We start from the raw sequence: 17,522 nt of genomic DNA on the forward strand, positions 1-17,522 counted from the left end.
GGGTGATGGTTTACCGCTGGCGTTGTTTGGGTTTTTAAAGCCTGCGGCGCAGAGAAGTCAGAATTAGCCGCGCCGCAGGCTTTCACATTCCAAACAGCGCGTCCGACACCAGACGCCGAACCCTTGGCACAACGCAGACAGTAACGGGAGCGCGAGGGTCCAGACCCTCGCATCTATCCTTCAAACCTTTTCAAACCCCCGCCAAAAACCCTTCGATCCCTGCCACATTCGCGGGCTTGGCCATCATCACCACGCCCATCGCCAAGGCCCGCTCACGGATCGCCGGATTGGTCTCGGCGGTGATCAGCATCGCGGGCAGCCCGCTTTGCTCGGCGCGCAGGCTTTCCACCACGCTCAGGCCATCCTCATCCGTATCCAGCCGATAATCGGCCAGCACCGCATCGACCGGCCCCTTGCGCAGGATGGCCCGGGCGGCATCGCCATCCTCGGCGCCGTGGGGATGGTGGCCCAGCGCGGTGAGCAGCGCGGCGGTCGCTTCGACGGTCAGCGGGTCATTGTCCAGCACCAGCACATTGAGCGCACGCGCATGGGCGGCCACGCTGCCGGGCGGAGGCGCGGCACTGGGCAGGCTCATCGTCACGGCATCCTGCGCAGCGGGCAGGGTCAGGCTGAAGCGGCTGCCGCGGCCCACTTGCGAGACGACCTCGATCCGCGCGCCCAGCAGGCGCGCGATCCGCCGCGAAAGCGCCAGCCCCAGCCCCAGCCCTTCGGCCTCGACCTCGCCAAGGCGGGTGAATTCACCAAAGATCGCCTCGCGCTGCTGCGGCGGGATGCCGACGCCGGTGTCGATGACATCGATGCGCAGTTCCTCGCCCTGCGCCGCCCCCTGTTCTCCCCCCTGCGCCTCATGCCGCCAGCGCGCGCCCACCAGCACTCCGCCATCGAGCGTATAGCGCAGGGCATTGGTGAGGAAGTTCTGGAGGAGCGAGCGCAACAGGCCCGGATCGGTGCGCAGCACCATCGGCCGCGCGCTCATCCGCGCCAGACGCAGTTCCAGCCCCTTCTGTTCGGCCATCGGGCGGAAATTCTCGACCAGATCGCGCAGGAAAGGCGCCAGCAACAGCGGCTCCGGCCGGGCCTGCACCCCGCCCGCATCCAACTTGGAAATGTCGAGCAGCGCGCGCAGCAGATCCTCCGCCGCGATGATCGCATTGTCCACCCGCCCCACCAGCACCCGCGAATGTTCGGGCACATCGCGCGCCAAAGCCGCCGTAAACAGGCGCGCGGCGTGCAATGGCTGCAACAGATCATGGCTCGCCGCGGCCAGAAATCGGGTCTTGTCCCGGTCGGCCTGCGCCAGACGCTGGTTCGCCTCGGACAATTCATGCGTCCGCTCGGCCACGCGGCTCTCCATCCCCGCCAGCGTGCGCTTCAATTCGGCGCGCACCTGCGCCTCGGCGGTGATGTCGATAAAGCTGGTGACATAGCCGCCGCCCGGCATCGGCCCGCCCACCATCTTGATGACCTGACCATCGGGGCGATAGCGCTCGAACGTGTATTCCTGGGCGCGGCCCAAATGGCGCAGGCGTTTTTCCACCTCATGCTCGACATCGGCCCCCGCGCCGAAATCGCCGCGCCGCGCATTGTGGCGAATGAGATCGGCCACCGGCGCGCCCACATAGAGCAGCCCCACCGGATAATCGAACAATTGCTCATAGCGTGTATTCCACGCCACCAGCTTCTGCTCACCATCGACCACGCTGATGCCCGCCTCGATGTTCTCAAAGGTGGCCGCCAGCAATTGCCGCGAAAAGGTCAGCGACTGCCCGCGCTCGTCCAGCAGGCGCGTTACGGCGGCAAGGCTCATCGTACCCCCCGCCATCGCGCTGGCCACCAGCGCGCGCGCGCTGCTGGCCCCCACCACGGCGGCGATCAGCTTGCGCGCGCGCTGGGCCGAGCGGCCGTCGATGGCCATGCCCCGCCGTGCATCGGCAAATTCGCGCTCGGCGCGTTCGTGGCCGATGAAACTGGCGGTCAGGTCTTTCAGGTCCGACAGGTCCGACACCTGCCGCTGCCACCCCATCAGCGAGGGCAGCGGATTGCCCGCCCCCCGCCGTGCCGAAACGGCCACAAACATCGCCAGATTGACCCCCAGCGACCACAGCACCCCATGCACCAGCGGCGGCGCATGGCCGATGCCCAGCAGCCGCAACGGATCGAGCGGCCCCGCCGCCAGCCACACCCGCCAGCCTTCAGGCAGGATCGGCGGCAGCGCCAGCGTGTAGAGCCACAGCACCAGCCCCGCGCCAAGGCTGGCCCGCGCGGCCATGCCGTCGCGGTTGCCGCCAAACACGGCCAGGATCATATGCGGCGTAAACTGCGCCATCGCGGCAAAGGCCACCAGCCCGATCGAGGCCAGCGTCTGGCGCGGAGAAACCAGTTCGGCCCAAGTCAACGCCAGCGCGATGACCCCCACGATCGAGGCCCGCCGCACCAGCAGCATCCGCCGCCCCAGCACGCCCGCTTCGGCACCAACCCCCACCCCGCCGCGCAGCAGCGAGGGAAAGATGAGATCATTCGACACCATCGCGGCCAGCGCGGTGGCGTCGGTAATGACCATGGCGGCCGCTGCGCTGATCCCGCCGATCAGGGCCGCCGCCGCAATCACCCCATGCCCCGAGGCCAGCGGCAGATAAAGCACGTAAAAATCAGGCGCCACCCCATGCCCCAGCGCGATAATCCCCGCCCATGCAATCGGCACGACCAGCAGCACCATCGCCAGCACATAGGCCACCACGCCCCAGCGCGCGCGCGGCAGATCATCGACATCGCGCGCCTCGACCAACGCCATGTAGAACTGGCGCGGCAGGACGAGGATCGCGCAGGCCGAAATCAGCGCGATCACCCCGGTTTCCAGTGAAATATCCTCGGCGCGGAAATGGCGGGCCAGTTGGGCCAGCCCCTGCTCCGCGCGCGCGCCATCGGCCTGCATGACGATGCCGATTGCCAGCGCGGCGACCACGAAAAGCGCCAGCAGCTTGATCCCCGATTCGAGCGCAATGGCATAGACCATGCCCTCCGACCGGCCCGAACGTTCAAACCGCCGCGCGCCGAACAGGATCGCAAACAGCGCCAGCAGCCCCGCCGCGCCCAGCATCGTGGGCGCGACAACCGGGTCGCCATTGCCGGTGATGATCGCCATGGCCGTGCCGATGGATCGCAATTGCAGCGCCATATAGGGCACGCTGCCCGCCAGCGCGATCACCGTGACCAGCCGCGCCACCACCACATCATGGCCGAAACGCGCGGCGATAAAGTCGGACGGGGTGGTCGCCTGTGTCTCGCGCAGGGTGGCCGAAAGGCGGCGCAGAAAACCGGGCGCCAGCGCCAGCAAGGCAATCGGCGCGAGGTAAATGGGCAGGAAATTCCACCCCTCGCGCACCACGCTGCCCACCGCGCCATAGATGGTCCAGCTGGAGCAATAGACCCCCAGCGCCAGCGTGTAGGCCCCAAGCCTGAGCCGTTTCAGCCCCGGTTGCGCCAATCGCAGCCGCCCGCGCGGCCTTTCGCCATAGGCCTCGGCCAGCGTGGCCACCGCAAAGAGCAGGCCGATCCAGCCCAATGCAAACAGCGCCGCCGTGCCCAAACCCATGACCAATCCCCCTATGGGCCGGTGTTAGCCCATGGAGGCGGGTGAAGCCAAGCGTCGATAGGGCCAGGCGCGGACTCAGGCCGCCTGCGTCATCTCCAGCGCGCCCGCAATCGCGGCAAGAAACTGGTCGGTGGCGTTTTCCCATGTAAAGCCCGCGCCGAACGCCGCCGCCCCGCCCCGCGACAGGCCCAGCGCGCGCGCCACCGCCGCGTCCAGATCATCGTCCAGCGCGGCGACAGGTTCGGGGGCCATCCCGCCCTCGCCCCGCCCATCCGTGCCCAGAATATCGAGCGGTCCGGCCACCGGATAGGCCGCCACCGGCACCCCGCAGGCCAGCGCCTCGATGATGACCAGCCCGAATGTGTCGGTGCGGCTGGGAAAGACAAAGCAATCGGCGGCGCGATAGGCCGCGGCCAGCGCCGCGCCGCTCCTGGGGCCGAGGAAATGCACATGGGGGTATCGCCGCTGCATCTCGGCCAGCGCCGGGCCATCGCCCACCACCACCTTGCTGCCGGGCGTGCTCAGTTCGCAGAACGCCTCAAGGTTCTTTTCCGGCGCCACCCGGCCCACGTTCAGCAGGATCGGGCGCGGCAGATCGGCCATATCCGCCGCCACCGGCCCATCGGCGGTGAACTGGGAATGGTCGATCCCCCGGCTCCAGCGCCGCGTCTGGGTCAATCCGCGCGCGGCCAGTTCCACGTCAAGGCTGGGCGTAGCCACCATGATCGCGCGCGATGCGCCATGGAAACGCTGCATCACCGGCCAGAACCATTCCGCCGACAGCCCCGAACGCAGCGCCAGATATTCGGGAAAGCGCGTGTGAAAGGCGCTGGTATAGGGCACCCCCCGCGCCCGGCACCATCCGCGCGCGGCCCAGCCGATCGGGCCTTCGGTGGCGATATGCACGATGTCGGGGCGATAGGTATCGAGCATCCGCCGCGCATTGAAACGCGGCGCCACGGCCAGCCGGATCTGGGCATAGCCGGGCATCGGCATGGTCAGGAACCGGTCGGGGGTAATCATCTCTACCTCCGCCCCGCGCCCGCGCAAATGCTCGACCGTCGCGGCCAGCGTGCGCACCACGCCGTTGACCTGCGGGAACCACGCATCGCTGGCGATAGCGATCCGGGGGGCGATCCGGAGAGCGGTCACGCAGGCACGCCCACCGGCATCGCCTCTTGGGCCACCGGGGCCTTATCGGCGGCATTCTTCTTCAATTCGGCCAGCCAGTCGATGATGCTCATCTGGCCCGCGAAATCCTCGACCAGCGCGGTGCAGCTTTCCACCCAGTCGCCGTCATTATAATAGGTGATCGCGCCGAACTGGCGGATTTCGGCCGAATGGATATGGCCGCATACCACGCCATCGACCCCCCGCTCGGCGGCGGCATGGGCGACGGCCTCTTCATAGCGGGTGATGAACTGGACCGCGTTCTTCACCCGCTTTTTGAGGTAAGCCGAGAGTGACCAATAGGGCAGATGCATCCGCCGCCGCACCGCGTTGAACGTGGTGTTGACCCGCAGCATCAGCTCATAGGCCTTGTCGCCCAGAAACGCGAGCCAGCGGTGATAAAGCACGATGGCGTCAAACGCATCGCCATGCACCACCAGCAAGCGGCGCCCATCGGCCGTGGTGTGGATCGCATCGAGCAGCAGTTCCACCCCGCCAAAGGTCAGGCCCGCATAGGGGCGCAGCATCTCGTCATGGTTGCCGCAGATGAAGACCACCCGCGTGCCGCGATGGGCCATCTTCAAAATGCGGCGCAGCACCTCATTATGCGCGTCCGGCCAGTACCAGCCCTTTTTCAGCCGCCAGCCGTCGATAATGTCGCCCACCAGATAGAGCGTCTCGGTTTCCACCGAGCGCAGGAAGCTGACCAGCATATCGGCATTGCAGCCGCGCGTGCCCAAATGAACGTCGGAAATCCACACCGTGCGATAGCGCCGCTTGGGCCGCAGCCCCTTGGGATCGGGCGGTTCGGGCAAATCGAGCCATGAGGCGATCCCGCCCTTGGCCGAAACGACCGGCCCGTCAACGCCCAGCGCGCCGGGATTGCCCCCCTCGCCAAACAGAAAAGCGGTCTGGGCCGGATCGAGCCCCGAAGCAAAAGCAGCGCGCGCCATGGCATTTCCCCGATAGAACCCGTTGCGCGCGGATTATATCAGGCAAATTGCACCGCCATGACGGGGCCAAGTCAGAACTGTGACAGAGCCGCGATTAGGGCAGATCAGCCGCAGTTTCCACGCTCAACCGATGCGGGGTCAGGCCCATCATCTCGGCCAGCACCCGCAGATCCTTGGCGCAAGCATCGGTATAGAGCGGGGCCATGGCGTGAGTCGTCGCCAGCACCAGCTTGCGCCCGGAAATCGTCAGCGAGGAGGCCTCCAGCACCTCGCCCGCCCCCGCGCAGAAGCGCCGCGCCAGCCGCGTGGCCATGCCCCAGATCACCGCCTCGCGCAGATCCTGCAACGGAGCCAGCCGGGGCAGCTCGGTCGGGATCTCGGCCTGACCGCTGTTGGCCAGCACGGCCATCGCGATCATCGCGCGCCCGGCCTCGTCCACGCCCAGCCAGCGTTTGCGCAGCGCCCATTGCGCGGCCTGTTCGGCGCGCAGATTGGGCTCCGAGCGCAAGGAGGCCAGCGCCAGCATCACCGCCGCGCGACGCAGATTGTCCGGCCCGGCATAGCCCAGCCGCGCGGTCCAGCGCGCCACCAGCTCGCCCGCCGAGGACAGGCCCGGCTGCTGCATCTCCACAAAGGCGATGACACCCGCCAGCAAGGGGTCCTGCCCCGCTGTTTTCGCGCCCATCGCGCCCGCCAGCAAACCTTCGCGCAGGCCCCAGCCCGAGAACACCACGCGCGAGGGATGCAATTCCTTGACCAATTGCCCCAGCAAGGCCCCCGCATCGGCAAGGCTGGCCAGACGCGAGGCCGAAACACCGTTGATCGGGCTCAGCGCATTGCCCCGCGCCGTCTTGGACTGGAGCGCACGCACCGCCGAGAGCACTTCCTCGGGCGAGAGTTCATAGGCATGGGGATCGTCGATCGGCCAGTTCACCTGCTCCATGGCGAAGCGGGCAAAGGCGCGCAGCGACCCGCCCACCAGATAGAGCACCTGCCCCGAATGGGCGTCCCAGTCCTGACCTTTCAGCATACGGTGGATGCGGCGGGCGAATTTATCGTTCCCATCCGCCCGCAGCGCCGCCAGACGCAAAGTGCCCAAAGGCAGCGTCACGCCATGGGTGCAGCGCCCGCCGCCCTTGGCATCGCCCTCGATATCAATCAGTTCGAGCGAACCGCCGCCCAGATCCGCGACAATCCCGCAGGCGCCCGGAAAGGCCGAGAGCACGCCGCGCGCGCTGGCCACGGCCTCTTCCTCGCCCGACAGCAGCCGGGGCGAGAGGCCAAGGGCGGCCACCTGTTCAAGAAATGCGCCGCCATTGGCCGCATCGCGCGCCGCCGCCGTCGCCACGGTCTGAACATCGTCCACCCCGCGCAATTTCAGCACGATGGCAAAGCGCGCCAGCGCCGCCAGCGCCGTGGCCATGCCCTTGGCCGAGAGCATCCCGCTTTCGGCCACGCCCTTGCCCAGGCGCGCGGTGACCTTTTCATTGAACAGCACCACCGGCGCGCGCACCGGCCCGCCATAGATGACCAGACGCACGGTGTTCGAGCCGATGTCGATGATCGCGCGCTGATCCTGCGCGGACGGAAAAGAAGCGGGGAGGCGAATCATAGCGTTCCGTTTTACGCCCGGCCCCGGCGCAGCGCCAGTTTGGGCACCTTGCGCCCAGACCCCAGCGATGCCCCGCGCCCCGACAGCGAAGGATTGGTCATGAAATAGCGATGCGCGTTAAAGGGCTGCTCACCCAGTTCCGCGCGGGTGTAATGGCCATCGGCGCCCAGCAGCCAGCTTTGCTCGCTGTCCAGCAGGTTGGCCATCATGACCTGATCGAGCACCTGATCGTGCACGGTCTTGTTACGGATCGGCACCAGCACCTCGACGCGGCGGTCAAGGTTGCGGCTCATGCCGTCGGCGCTGGAAATGAACACGCGCGCGCGCGGATTGGGCAGCGCCGCCCCGCCCGCAAAGGCCCAGACGCGGGTATGCTCCAGAAAGCGCCCGATGATCGATTTGACCGTGATGTTTTCCGACAATCCCGGAATGCCGGGGCGCAGACAGCAGATGCCGCGCACCACCAGCCGCACCTCAACGCCTGCGCAGCTTGCCTCATAGAGCCGGTCGATGAGCTGGCTGTCGGTCAACGAGTTGAGCTTGCCCCAGATCTGCGCCGGTTTGCCCGCGCGGGCATTGGCAATCTCGCGCTCGATGCTGCCATAGAGCCGTTCGCGCAAAGACACCGGCGCGACCGCCAGCAACGCGGTGCGGCGCGGCTCGACATAGCCGGTGATGAAGTTGAAGATCTGATTGGCGTCGCGCCCGATCGCCTGGTCGGCGGTGAAATAGGACAGGTCGGTATAGATGCGGGCCGTGATCGGGTGGTAATTGCCGGTGCCGAAGTGGCAATAGGTGCGATAGACCTGCGCCCCGTCGCTGTCCTTTTCGCTGCGCACAACCATGCTGATCTTGGCGTGGGTTTTCCAGTCGACAAAGCCGTAGATCACCTGAACCCCGGCATTTTCAAGCTGGCTGGCCCAGTGCAGGTTCTGCTCCTCGTCAAAGCGGGCCTTGAGTTCCACCACAGCGGTGACCGACTTGCCCGCCTCGGCCGCGGCGCACAGCGCGTTGATGATCGAGGACTGCTTGCCCGCGCGATAGAGCGTCTGCTTGATCGCCACCACTTCCGGGTCGGCGGCGGCCTGACGCAGGAAGTCGATGACGACCTCAAAGCTCTCATAGGGATGGTGAACCACCAGATCCTTTTCGCGAATGGCCGAGAAAATATCGCCATCATGCTCAAGGATGCGTTCGGGATAGCGCGGCGAATAGGGCGCGAATTTCAGCTCGGGCCGCTTTTCATCGACGATGGCCGACAGGCCCGCCATGTCGATGGGGCCGTGGCTGCGGATGATGATCGCATGATCCAGCCGCAATTGATCGCGCAGCAATTGCTCGGCCTCGGGCAGGAAATCGCCCTGAAGCTGGAGCATGATGACGCTGCCCCGGCGGCGGCGCTGGATCGCGGTGCGGAAATAGCGCACCAGATCCTCGGCATCTTCCTCAATTTCAATGTCGCTGTCGCGCAGCACGCGGAACACGCCATGGCCCAGCACCTGAAAACCGGGGAACAGGCTTTCCGCATTAAGCCAGATGACATCGGCGATCGAGACATAGGCCGCCTCATCATCGCCCGGAATGCGCACATAGCGCGGCAGGGCGGCGGGGATCAGCACCATTTCCATCACCTGCGCGCCATCGGCAATGCGTGTCAGGCTCATCATCACGCCCATGCCGCCATTGGTGACGAAGGGGAAAGGATGCGCCGGGTCGATGGCCTGCGGCGTGATGACGGGCAGGATGCGATCAAGGAAGTAATCCTTGAGCCAACGCGACTGCACCGGATCAAGGCTGCGCCCGCCCCGGTCGCCCACCACATGAATGCCCTCGCCCTCCAGCGCCTCGCGCAGTTCGAGCCAGATCTCCTGCTGCATCGCCTCCAGCCGCATCACCTCGTCGCGGATCGCGGCCAACTGGCGCGGCGGGGTCAGCCCGTCGATGGAAACTTCGGCAATATGGCGGCGCACTTGTCCGGCGAGCCCCGCCACGCGCACCATCAGGAATTCATCCAGATTGTTGCCCGAAATCGAGAGAAACCGCAGCCGTTCGAGCAGCGGATATTCCATCCGCCGCGCCTCTTCCAGCACGCGCTGGTTAAAGGTCAGCCACGAGAGTTCGCGGTTGAAAAAGCGGTCGGGAATGGCCTTGATCGCGGCCAGATCGCTGCTGATGGGCGGGGTTTCGGCAACAGAAGCGGCAAGAGCGTCCATGATATTCCTCGACAAGGTGGGCAGGCACAGGCCCGCCCTCCCGACATAAGGTTACACTAGGATGACAGGGGAATGCCGCAAGGGCAATAATGCCCCTTTATCCCCGCCCGCGATAGGAAGCGACGCCTTGCTCTGGCACCCACAGCCCCTCGGGCGCCGCGCCCGATTGCCAGAACACGTCGATGGGGATGCCCCCGCGCGGATACCAATAGCCCCCGATGCGCAGCCATTTCGGGCGCATTTCATCAAACAGGCGCTGGCCGATGCCCACCGTCACGTCCTCGTGGAAACCGGCATGATTGCGGAACGAGCCAAGAAACAGTTTCAGCGACTTGCTCTCCACAATCGTCTGATCAGGGGCATAGTCGATGACGATATGGGCAAAGTCCGGTTGCCCCGTAACGGGGCACAAAGACGTAAACTCGGGCGCGGCAAAGCGCGTCAGATAGAGGCTGCCCACGCGCGGATTGGGCACATAATCGAGCACCGCCTCGTCGGGCGATGCGGGCAGGCCGGTGTTCTGGCCAAGGAATTTGGGGGCAAGCGGCGCGTCATGGGAATTGCTCATGCCACCCCCATGCCACCGCCGCGCGCCCGAGACAAGCGGGCAGGCGGACAGGTGCGACTGGGAGCCGCCATTCCGAGTTAAGGCTTTGAACAGATCCGTATAGGTGCAAGCCCCAGCTAGGGTTAGCCCTCGCCCCGGCTTATCCCTCGGCTAACCCGTTTGGAGCGACAATGGGGCAATGCGCAAACTGTTCAGATCCGGCCGGACTCCATGGGCCGCGCCAATCCGCCTGAGCGCATTGGCGGGGGCAATGGTGGCGTCCGTTCCGCTGGGCGCCGCAGGCGCACAGGCGCAATCGCTCGACGTTTTTGGTACGCCCCCGGCCCCCACGGCCACGGCCAGCAGCGCATCCACGCCCAAGGGCCCGCAAATCGTTCCCGTGTTCAAGGACCCGGTCGGCAAAATCCCCGTCACCTGGACACCCCGCCCCAGCCCATCGCCCAAACGCAGCGAGCCCCCGCCCACGGCGGCTCCGCGTGTTCAGGCCAAAGCGAACACCCCCGCCGAAACGCCCCGCCTGCGCATCGCCCATGCGGCGCCCCCGGTCGCACGCGCCGCGCCGGTTGCACCTGCTTCGGCCGCAGTTCCGGTTGCCCCCGCTCCAGTAGCCAAAGCCACGCCCGTGGCCACGCCCGCTCCGGCTATTCAGGCGTCGCCCGCCCCGCCGCGCGCCGCCGCCCCACGTCCGGCGGCCCCGGTTTCGGCGGGCTCGCCATGGCGTGACAGGCTCTATCCGATCGGCATCGGGGTCGGGCTGACTCTGGAACTGGGCGCGTTGTGGCTGATCCTGCGCTGGCGGGCGAGGCGGAAAGGGCGGGAGCAGGGCGACGCCACGCCCGAACCCAGCCCCGTCAAGCGCCCCGCCCCATCCGCCCCCCCGGTCGACGAGGACCATGCCGCCACCATCGCGCGCATGTTCGATGAGGCCGTGGAGGCGGAGGCAGCGCAAGGCCCCGCGCCGACCGCAGACCGCCCGCTCGCATCCCCCTTTCTCGCGACCCATGCCGATGCACAGACCGCGCCCGAGTCGCCCATCACCAGAGCCCCGCCCCCAGAAATCCCGCGCCAGCCCGCCCACGCGGCCGCCCACGCCTTTCCCGCCGATGGCCCCGCGCCCGAAGCCATCACAATCGCGCCAAGGCCGGAGCCCGAGACAACGCCGCCACCGCGCGGCGTGTTCAAGCCATCGCCCCTGTTCAACCGCATCCAGTCCGCCGAACCGGCCAGACCCGTGCCCATCGCCCCGCCCGATCCGCTGGCCATCGGTTTTGAGGCGCTGCGATTGAGCACCAGCGCATCGCGGATCGAATTGCGGTTCCGCATCACGCTGCGCAACGATGGCGCAGGGCCGCTCGGCCCGATTCGGGTGGACAGTTGCATGAGCACACCCGAGGGCGATCTGCCCCATACCGCGCTGGCGCACAGTCTGGCCACGCTGATGCCGGGCGAAGAGGCCGCGATTGCCGAGGAATGGCGCGTGCCGCTGGCCAAACTGCCTGCTTTGCGGCTTGGCGCAATGCGTTTGCTGGTCGGGGCGGCGCGAATCTTTGCCACGGTCGAGGGCGCGGCGGCCCATCCTTTTCAGGACCGCACATTTTTGATCGGCTTGCCGGAGGAAGGGGGGCGGCTGGTGCCGATTCCGCTGGATGGCGGGGCGCATTTATACGACAATCTGCTGGTGCAAAGCATTGCACACGAGTAGGGATAGAGCAGCCTTTCGCACTTGCAATATAATGCTTTAGTTCAATACAAACTTCATAGCAGCGCGTTTCCCGACAAAACCGTTTGCGTCGATCACAATTCGAGCCTAGATTTTTCGCTTTCGCAGCGAAGGAGGAGCGCCGGCGAATGGAAAGCCTGGTGACAACCCAGTGGCTGGCTGATGATATGGAGGCGTGCGATCTGCGCATCGTCGACGCCAGCAGCCACCTGCCCGACGCGGGGCGCAACGCGAAGGATGAATATGAAACCGGGCATATCCCCGGTGCGGTGTTCATGGATCTGGCCGATCTGGCCGATCCGGGGGCGCGGATCGAAAACACCCTGCCCGGCCCGGAACGTTTCGCCAGCCGGATGCAGTCGCTTGGCCTTGGCGACGGCAGCCGCATCGTGCTTTACGACGATTCAGCCATCCACAGTGCGGCGCGCGCATGGTTCATGCTCAAACTGTTCGGGGCGCAGAATGTGGCGATCCTGGATGGTGGCCTTGCCAAATGGCATGCCGAGGCGCGTAAGGTGGAGGAAGGCGACAAGAAATTGCGCCACCGCCATTACACCGCATGGCAGGCCTCCGAAAAGCTGCGCGACAAGCTCTCCGTGCTGGCCAATATCGGCACGCGGGCGGAACAGGTGGTCGATGCACGCGGCGCCGCGCGTTTCGCGGGCAGCGCGCCCGAGCCGCGCCCCGGCATGGCGGCGGGCCATATTCCCGGCGCTTTCAATGTGCCCTATACGCTGATGTATCGGCCCGACGGCACGTTCAAGGACGCCAAGGGCATCCGCGAGGCATTTGAAAGCGCGGGCGTCGATCTGTCCCGCCCGATCATCGCCTCCTGCGGCAGCGGGATCACCGCCTGCGTGCTGATTTTCGCGCTGCATCTGATCGGCAAGGAAGATGTCGCGCTCTATGACGGCAGCTGGGCCGAATGGGGCGCCGACCCCGCCATGCCCAAGGAAACCGGCCCGGCGCAATATAACGCCGCCAGTCTGAAAACCGGGGCCTGACGATTTGGCCGCACCGGGCGTTTCGGTGCGGCAAATTGTCCCTATTGGCAAACTCAACTTTTCGCGGGGCAAAAAAACGGCCAAAGCAGCGCCATGGCCAAGAATATCGACACATCCTCCCTGCACACCGACACGCAACTGACGCTGGCGGGCCGCCGTCCGGAATGGACCGGCATCGAAAACCACCCCTCCGCCGTGGTGACGCCCGCCGTGTGGCGCGCCTCGACGCATCTCTATCCCGATATGGCGGCGCTGCGCGCGGGCCATGCCTATAATGAGGATGGGCGGTTCTATTACGGCCGTCGCGGCGCGCCGACGCAATGGGCGCTGGCCGAGGCGCTGACCCAGATCGAGCCGGGCGCGGCGGGCACGGTGCTTTATCCCAGCGGTCTGGCGGCGATTTCGGGCGTGCTGCTGGCGGTGTTGAAACCGGGCGATGTGCTGCTGATGACCGACAATGCCTATGAGCCGAGCCGGACGCTGGGCAATGGCATTCTGAAGACGATCGGCGTGGAAACGCGCTGGTTCGACCCGACCGATCTGGCCGGTTTCGAGGCCGCGATCTGCGAGCGCACCGCCGCCGTCCTGCTCGAATCGCCCGGCAGCCTGACCATCGACGTGCAGGACGTGCCCGCCATCGCCGCGATCTGCCGCGACCGGGGCATCATCAGCATCATCGACAACACATGGGCCAGCCCGCTCGGTTTTGCCCCCCTGCCCCATGGCGTCGACATCACGCTGATGGCACTGACCAAACACGCGGGCGGCCACAGCGACGTGATGATGGGCAGCGCCAGCGCCGGCCCCGAATGGTATGACCGGCTGCGCCGCCACGCCCAACAGATGGGCACCGTGGTCAGCCCCGATGACGCGGCACTGGTGCTGCGCGGATTGCGCACACTCTCGCTCCGGCTGGAACGCGAGACGGCCAGCGCGCTGACCGTTGCGCAATGGCTTTCAGCGCGCCCGGAAGTGGCGCGCGTGCTGTGCCCGATGCTGCCGGGCGCGCCGGGGCATGATCTGTGGCGCCGCGATTTCACCGGAGGCTGCGGGTTGTTCAGCTTTGTCCTGCGCGGGGGCAGCAGCGCGGCGCGCGATGCGCTGATCGATGCGCTCTCGCTCTTCGGGATCGGCTATTCATGGGGCGGGTTTGAAAGCCTCGCCACCCCGCTTGATCCTGCCCGCGTGCGTACGGCCAGCGCGTGGCCTTTGGCGGGGATGGAGGCGGAGGACCGCTTTGGCGTGCGGCTGTCGATCGGACTGGAGGATCCGCGTGATCTGATCGCGGATCTGGAGCAGGCTTTGGGGGTTTGGGCGGCCCAAGGGTAAGAATATGCCTCCGGCGGGCAAAGGGACTCGGTCCCTTTGCAATCCCATTATTGGGGGTTTTGATCGGAATGGTGGCGGCATAGGCAACGAAATAAAGCCTGCGGCGCGGCGGGGTTGCGCTGATAGGCGCCGCAGGCTTTAAAATTCAAACGCCGCGTCCGACACCCATCGGCCGAACCCAAAGCGCACCGCCGACATTAACGGGATTGCAAAGGGCCCCCGCCCTTTGCCCGCCGGAGGCAAAAACTCTCCCCTTTACTCCACCCACTCCCGCGCCAAAAACCGCCCCCCCGCCATCATCAGAACGGCGGCCAGCAGATAGAACCCCAGCCCCAGCAGGATCGCATGGCGCAGGGCATCATCGCCATAGGCGGGCGTCAGCATATCCGAGAGCTTGCCGATGGTGAGCGAGCCGAGGCCAACGCCGATCAGATTGTTAATCAAGAGAAAGCTGGCCGAGGCGGTGGCGCGCATCGGGGCGGGCACGAGATGCTGCACCGCCGTCAGCACCGGGCCGAGCCAGAGATAGACCAGCGCCTGAGGCAGGAGGAAAAGCCAGAAAGCGATCTGGGCCGAACCGGAATAGAGCCCGGCGGCAAACAGCGGCACGCCCAGCAGGAAGGACACCGCCGGCAGCCATCCATAGGCCGCGCGGCTGCGCCCGCCCAGCCAGTCGGCAAAGACGCCGCCCGCCATCACCCCTACTGTGCCGCCGATCAGCAGCAGCAGGCCGAAGAACTGCGAGGTCTGCACCAGATCCAGCCCGAACGAACGCCGCATCAGCGAGGGCAGCCAGAAGGCCAGCCCATAGCCCATCATCGAGCAGGACCCCGCGCCAAAGCCCAGCAGCCAGAAGCTGCGCTTGGCAGCGAGGATACGCAGAACGTCGAGCAGGGCTGGCGCCTTGACGCTCTCGGCTTTGGGCGGATCGCGCACCAGCAGGCCGAACAAAGGCGTGAACACCAGGCCCGCCAGCCCCACACCCAGAAAGGCCGCGCGCCAGTTGACCGCCGCCGCGACATAGCCGCCCAGCAGCACCCCCGCCGCCGAGCCCAGCGGAATGCCCAGCGAATAGACCGCCAGCGCCCGCGCCCGTTGATTGGCCGGAAAGGTGTCGGAAATCAATGCATAAGAGGGCGCAACGCCCCCCGCCTCGCCCACGCCCACGCCAAGGCGGCACACAAACATGGCCCAAAAGCCCGAGACCACGCCGCACAGAGCGGTAAAGGCGCTCCACACCGCCAACGAGGCCGCGATCACCCGCGTCCGGCCCCGCCGGTCCGCCAGCCAGGCCAGCGGCAGACCCATCGTGGAATAGAGCAGCGCAAAGGCAAAACCGCCCAGCGCGCCCAGTTGTGTATCGGTCAGATGCAGATCGGCCTTGATCGGCCCGGCCAGAATGCCAAGGATCTGGCGGTCAATGAAATTGAACGTATAGACCACCAGCAGCATGGCCAGCACAAATATCGGCTTTTGCGTGGCCGGGTTTTTCCGGGTCGCGGGGTCGGACATGTTTCTCTCCCAAGGGGCCTTGCGCATGTCCGGTAAACCTTGCGGGGTAAACCTTGCGCTTTGGGCCTGCTTGGGCATAATAGTGAAAAATGAATCACGCTTCAAATTAGAAAGCGGCAAGAGCGATGTCTGATACGAAAAACACCCCGGCGCCCACCCCCGTTCCCGGCGCGAACAAGGTGCCCAAGACCGAACGCGGGCGGCGCACCTTGCGCGCGCTGCTCAATGCCGCGGCCGAGGAATTTGGCGAAAAGGGCTTTCACGACGCCGCCATCAGCCAGATCACCGCGCGCGCAGGCGTGGCCACGGGCAGCTTTTACGTCTATTTCGACAGCAAGGAAGCGATTTTTCAGGCCCTTGTGCGCGATCTTTCGGGGCAGGTGAAGGATTTCGTCGCCCCGCGCATTGCCGCCGCCCCGGACCAGATCGCCGCCGAACAGGCAGGCCAACTCGCCTATCTGGAATTCGTACGCCAGCATAAAGAGATCTATCGCATCATCGACGAATCCGAATTCGTCGATCCGGCCGCCTACCGCGAACATTACACCAAATCGGCCACCCGCATCGCCTCCCGCCTGCAATCGGCGATGGAGCGCGGCGAGATCAGCGATGGCGATTGCGAGGTGCGGGCTTGGGCGCTGATGGGCATCAACGTGTTCCTCGGCCTGCGCTACGGCGTGTGGGGCGATGAGGCGCCCGAGGATGTCGTGCGCGAGGCGGGGCGCTTCATCACCGAGGGCCTCGCGCGGCGGGAGGAAAAGCCATGAACGACCATGTCACCCGCCACTGGCGCAGCGCCGAGGGGCTGAACCTGTTTGCCCGCGATTATGCCGGGGCGGGCGGCGAGGCGCGCCTGCCGGTGGTCTGCCTGCATGGCCTGACCCGCAATTCGCGCGATTTCGAAAATGTCTCGCCATGGATCGCGGCGCGGCAAAGGCGGGTGCTGGCGCTGGACATGCGCGGGCGCGGCCATTCCGAGCGCGACCCGGCGGAAAATTATGACATCGCCACCTATGTTGCGGATATTACCGCGCTGTTGACGCAATTGGGGATCGGCCGGGCGATCTTTGTCGGCACCTCGATGGGCGGGCTGATTACGGTGGAGCTGGGCACGCTCTATCCCGAACTGGTGGCGGGGGCAGTGATCAATGACATCGGGCCCCAGCTTTCGATGGTGGGGCTGGGCCGGATCGCGGGCTATGTGGGCCAGGGCAAACCTCTGCCCGACTGGCAGGCCGCCGCCGACGCCTGCGCGGCGATGAACGCCGATGTGTTTGCCCATTACGGTCCCGCCGACTGGATGGCCATGGCCCGCCGACTGTTCCGCGAGGAAGGCGGACAGGTCATCGCCGATTACGACCCCGGCATCGCCCGCGCGCTGGCCCGCATCGTGGCCGATCCCGATCCATGGGGCAAATGGCACCGCTTTGCCGATGCGCGGCCCGTGCTGGTGCTGCGCGGGACGGTGACGGATCTGCTGGACGAGGATGTGGCGCAGGCGATGGTGGCGGGCAAGCCGCGCGCTGTTCTGGCCCCGGTGGCGGGCGTGGGCCATGCGCCGATGATGGATGAGCCGGATGCGCGGGAGGCGATGGGGCGGTTTTTTGATCAGGTGGATTAAGGGGTAAATGCGAGGGTCTAGACCCTCTCGCTCCCGTTACTGTCTTCGTTGCGCTATAAGTTCGGCGTTTTGTGTCGGACGCGGCCTTAGAAAAATTAAAGCCTGCGGCGCCATTAAACAGCGCCGCAGGCTTTATTTTTCATGTTCGAGACACCAAGTCGGTCCATCCGGCACCACCCCATTATCGGGATTGCAAAGGGACTGAGT

At 66.1% G+C, this 17,522-nt stretch carries 12 protein-coding genes; 5 read left to right on the forward strand and 7 right to left on the reverse strand.

Translation table 11 applies throughout. The features are described from left to right. Nucleotides 1-190: 190 nt before the first annotated feature. The 6 genes from BGP00_RS22515 to queF all read right to left on the reverse strand — a co-directional run bounded on the left by BGP00_RS22515 (nt 191) and on the right by queF (nt 10,129). Nucleotides 191-3,613 carry a PAS domain-containing hybrid sensor histidine kinase/response regulator gene (locus BGP00_RS22515; protein ID WP_292691691.1) on the reverse strand — a complete coding sequence of 1,141 codons (3,423 nt, stop codon included), beginning with the start codon at nt 3,611-3,613 and terminating at the stop codon, nt 191-193. A 75-nt stretch (nt 3,614-3,688) separates the two neighbouring features. Further along, nucleotides 3,689-4,765: a glycosyltransferase family 1 protein gene (locus tag BGP00_RS22520; RefSeq protein WP_292691693.1), complete on the reverse strand. Its 1,077-nt coding sequence runs from the start codon at nt 4,763-4,765 to the stop codon at nt 3,689-3,691. Beyond that, nucleotides 4,762-5,736, reverse strand: coding sequence for a UDP-2,3-diacylglucosamine diphosphatase (locus tag BGP00_RS22525; protein WP_292691695.1), 975 nt, complete (start codon nt 5,734-5,736; stop codon nt 4,762-4,764). Before BGP00_RS22525 ends, BGP00_RS22520 begins: the two co-directional genes overlap by 4 nt. 94 nt (nt 5,737-5,830) lie before the next feature. Beyond that, nucleotides 5,831-7,348 (reverse strand): exopolyphosphatase, encoded by a 1,518-nt coding sequence (locus tag BGP00_RS22530; protein ID WP_168602303.1) that lies wholly within the window; start codon nt 7,346-7,348, stop codon nt 5,831-5,833. An 11-nt stretch (nt 7,349-7,359) separates the two neighbouring features. Further along, nucleotides 7,360-9,561: an RNA degradosome polyphosphate kinase gene (locus tag BGP00_RS22535; protein ID WP_168602302.1), complete on the reverse strand. Its 2,202-nt coding sequence runs from the start codon at nt 9,559-9,561 to the stop codon at nt 7,360-7,362. 97 nt (nt 9,562-9,658) lie between these two features. Then, nucleotides 9,659-10,129 (reverse strand): preQ(1) synthase, encoded by a 471-nt coding sequence (gene queF / locus BGP00_RS22540; RefSeq protein ID WP_183625084.1) that lies wholly within the window; start codon nt 10,127-10,129, stop codon nt 9,659-9,661. A 250-nt stretch (nt 10,130-10,379) separates the two neighbouring features. On the opposite strand from queF, the gene BGP00_RS22545 reads away from it, so the two are divergent. The 3 genes from BGP00_RS22545 (at nt 10,380) to metC (ending at nt 14,182) form a co-directional block, all read left to right on the forward strand. Continuing rightward, nucleotides 10,380-11,831, forward strand: coding sequence for a hypothetical protein (locus tag BGP00_RS22545; RefSeq protein WP_292691699.1), 1,452 nt, complete (start codon nt 10,380-10,382; stop codon nt 11,829-11,831). Nucleotides 11,832-11,977: 146 nt separating this feature from the next. After that, entirely contained in the window at nt 11,978-12,853 is an 876-nt protein-coding gene (gene sseA / locus BGP00_RS22550; RefSeq protein WP_292691701.1) for a 3-mercaptopyruvate sulfurtransferase, read from the forward strand. Nucleotides 12,854-12,946: 93 nt separating this feature from the next. Beyond that, nucleotides 12,947-14,182 carry a cystathionine beta-lyase gene (metC, locus tag BGP00_RS22555; protein WP_292691703.1) on the forward strand — a complete coding sequence of 412 codons (1,236 nt, stop codon included), beginning with the start codon at nt 12,947-12,949 and terminating at the stop codon, nt 14,180-14,182. 255 nt (nt 14,183-14,437) lie between these two features. Here metC and BGP00_RS22560 read toward each other — a convergent pair whose 3' ends face one another. After that, nucleotides 14,438-15,694 carry an MFS transporter gene (locus tag BGP00_RS22560; RefSeq protein ID WP_292691705.1) on the reverse strand — a complete coding sequence of 419 codons (1,257 nt, stop codon included), beginning with the start codon at nt 15,692-15,694 and terminating at the stop codon, nt 14,438-14,440. Nucleotides 15,695-15,819: 125 nt separating this feature from the next. Between BGP00_RS22560 and BGP00_RS22565 the strand changes: the two genes are divergently transcribed. Further along, a complete protein-coding gene (locus BGP00_RS22565) occupies nt 15,820-16,461 on the forward strand; it encodes a TetR/AcrR family transcriptional regulator (RefSeq protein WP_292691707.1) in 642 nt (213 codons plus the stop codon). Beyond that, nucleotides 16,458-17,315, forward strand: a complete 858-nt coding sequence (locus tag BGP00_RS22570) for an alpha/beta hydrolase (protein WP_292691709.1) — start codon at nt 16,458-16,460, stop codon at nt 17,313-17,315. Before BGP00_RS22565 ends, BGP00_RS22570 begins: the two co-directional genes overlap by 4 nt. Nucleotides 17,316-17,522 lie beyond the last annotated feature (207 nt).

It is taken from the genome of Novosphingobium sp. 63-713, from assembly GCF_001898925.1.
In the GTDB taxonomy this organism is placed as follows: Bacteria; Pseudomonadota; Alphaproteobacteria; order Sphingomonadales; family Sphingomonadaceae; genus Novosphingobium.

Excerpts from the sequence above, each read along its gene's own strand:
- BGP00_RS22515 (WP_292691691.1), bottom strand. The coding sequence starts at position 3,613 with ATGGGTTTGGGCACGGCGGCGCTGTTTGCATTGGGCTGGATCGGCCTG.
- BGP00_RS22525 (WP_292691695.1), bottom strand. The coding sequence starts at position 5,736 with ATGGCGCGCGCTGCTTTTGCTTCGGGGCTCGATCCGGCCCAGACCGCT.
- BGP00_RS22530 (WP_168602303.1), bottom strand. The coding sequence starts at position 7,348 with ATGATTCGCCTCCCCGCTTCTTTTCCGTCCGCGCAGGATCAGCGCGCG.
- BGP00_RS22535 (WP_168602302.1), bottom strand. The coding sequence starts at position 9,561 with ATGGACGCTCTTGCCGCTTCTGTTGCCGAAACCCCGCCCATCAGCAGC.
- queF (WP_183625084.1), bottom strand. The coding sequence starts at position 10,129 with ATGAGCAATTCCCATGACGCGCCGCTTGCCCCCAAATTCCTTGGCCAG.
- BGP00_RS22545 (WP_292691699.1), top strand. The coding sequence starts at position 10,380 with ATGGTGGCGTCCGTTCCGCTGGGCGCCGCAGGCGCACAGGCGCAATCG.
- sseA (WP_292691701.1), top strand. The coding sequence starts at position 11,978 with ATGGAAAGCCTGGTGACAACCCAGTGGCTGGCTGATGATATGGAGGCG.
- metC (WP_292691703.1), top strand. The coding sequence starts at position 12,947 with ATGGCCAAGAATATCGACACATCCTCCCTGCACACCGACACGCAACTG.
- BGP00_RS22560 (WP_292691705.1), bottom strand. The coding sequence starts at position 15,694 with ATGTCCGACCCCGCGACCCGGAAAAACCCGGCCACGCAAAAGCCGATA.
- BGP00_RS22565 (WP_292691707.1), top strand. The coding sequence starts at position 15,820 with ATGTCTGATACGAAAAACACCCCGGCGCCCACCCCCGTTCCCGGCGCG.
- BGP00_RS22570 (WP_292691709.1), top strand. The coding sequence starts at position 16,458 with ATGAACGACCATGTCACCCGCCACTGGCGCAGCGCCGAGGGGCTGAAC.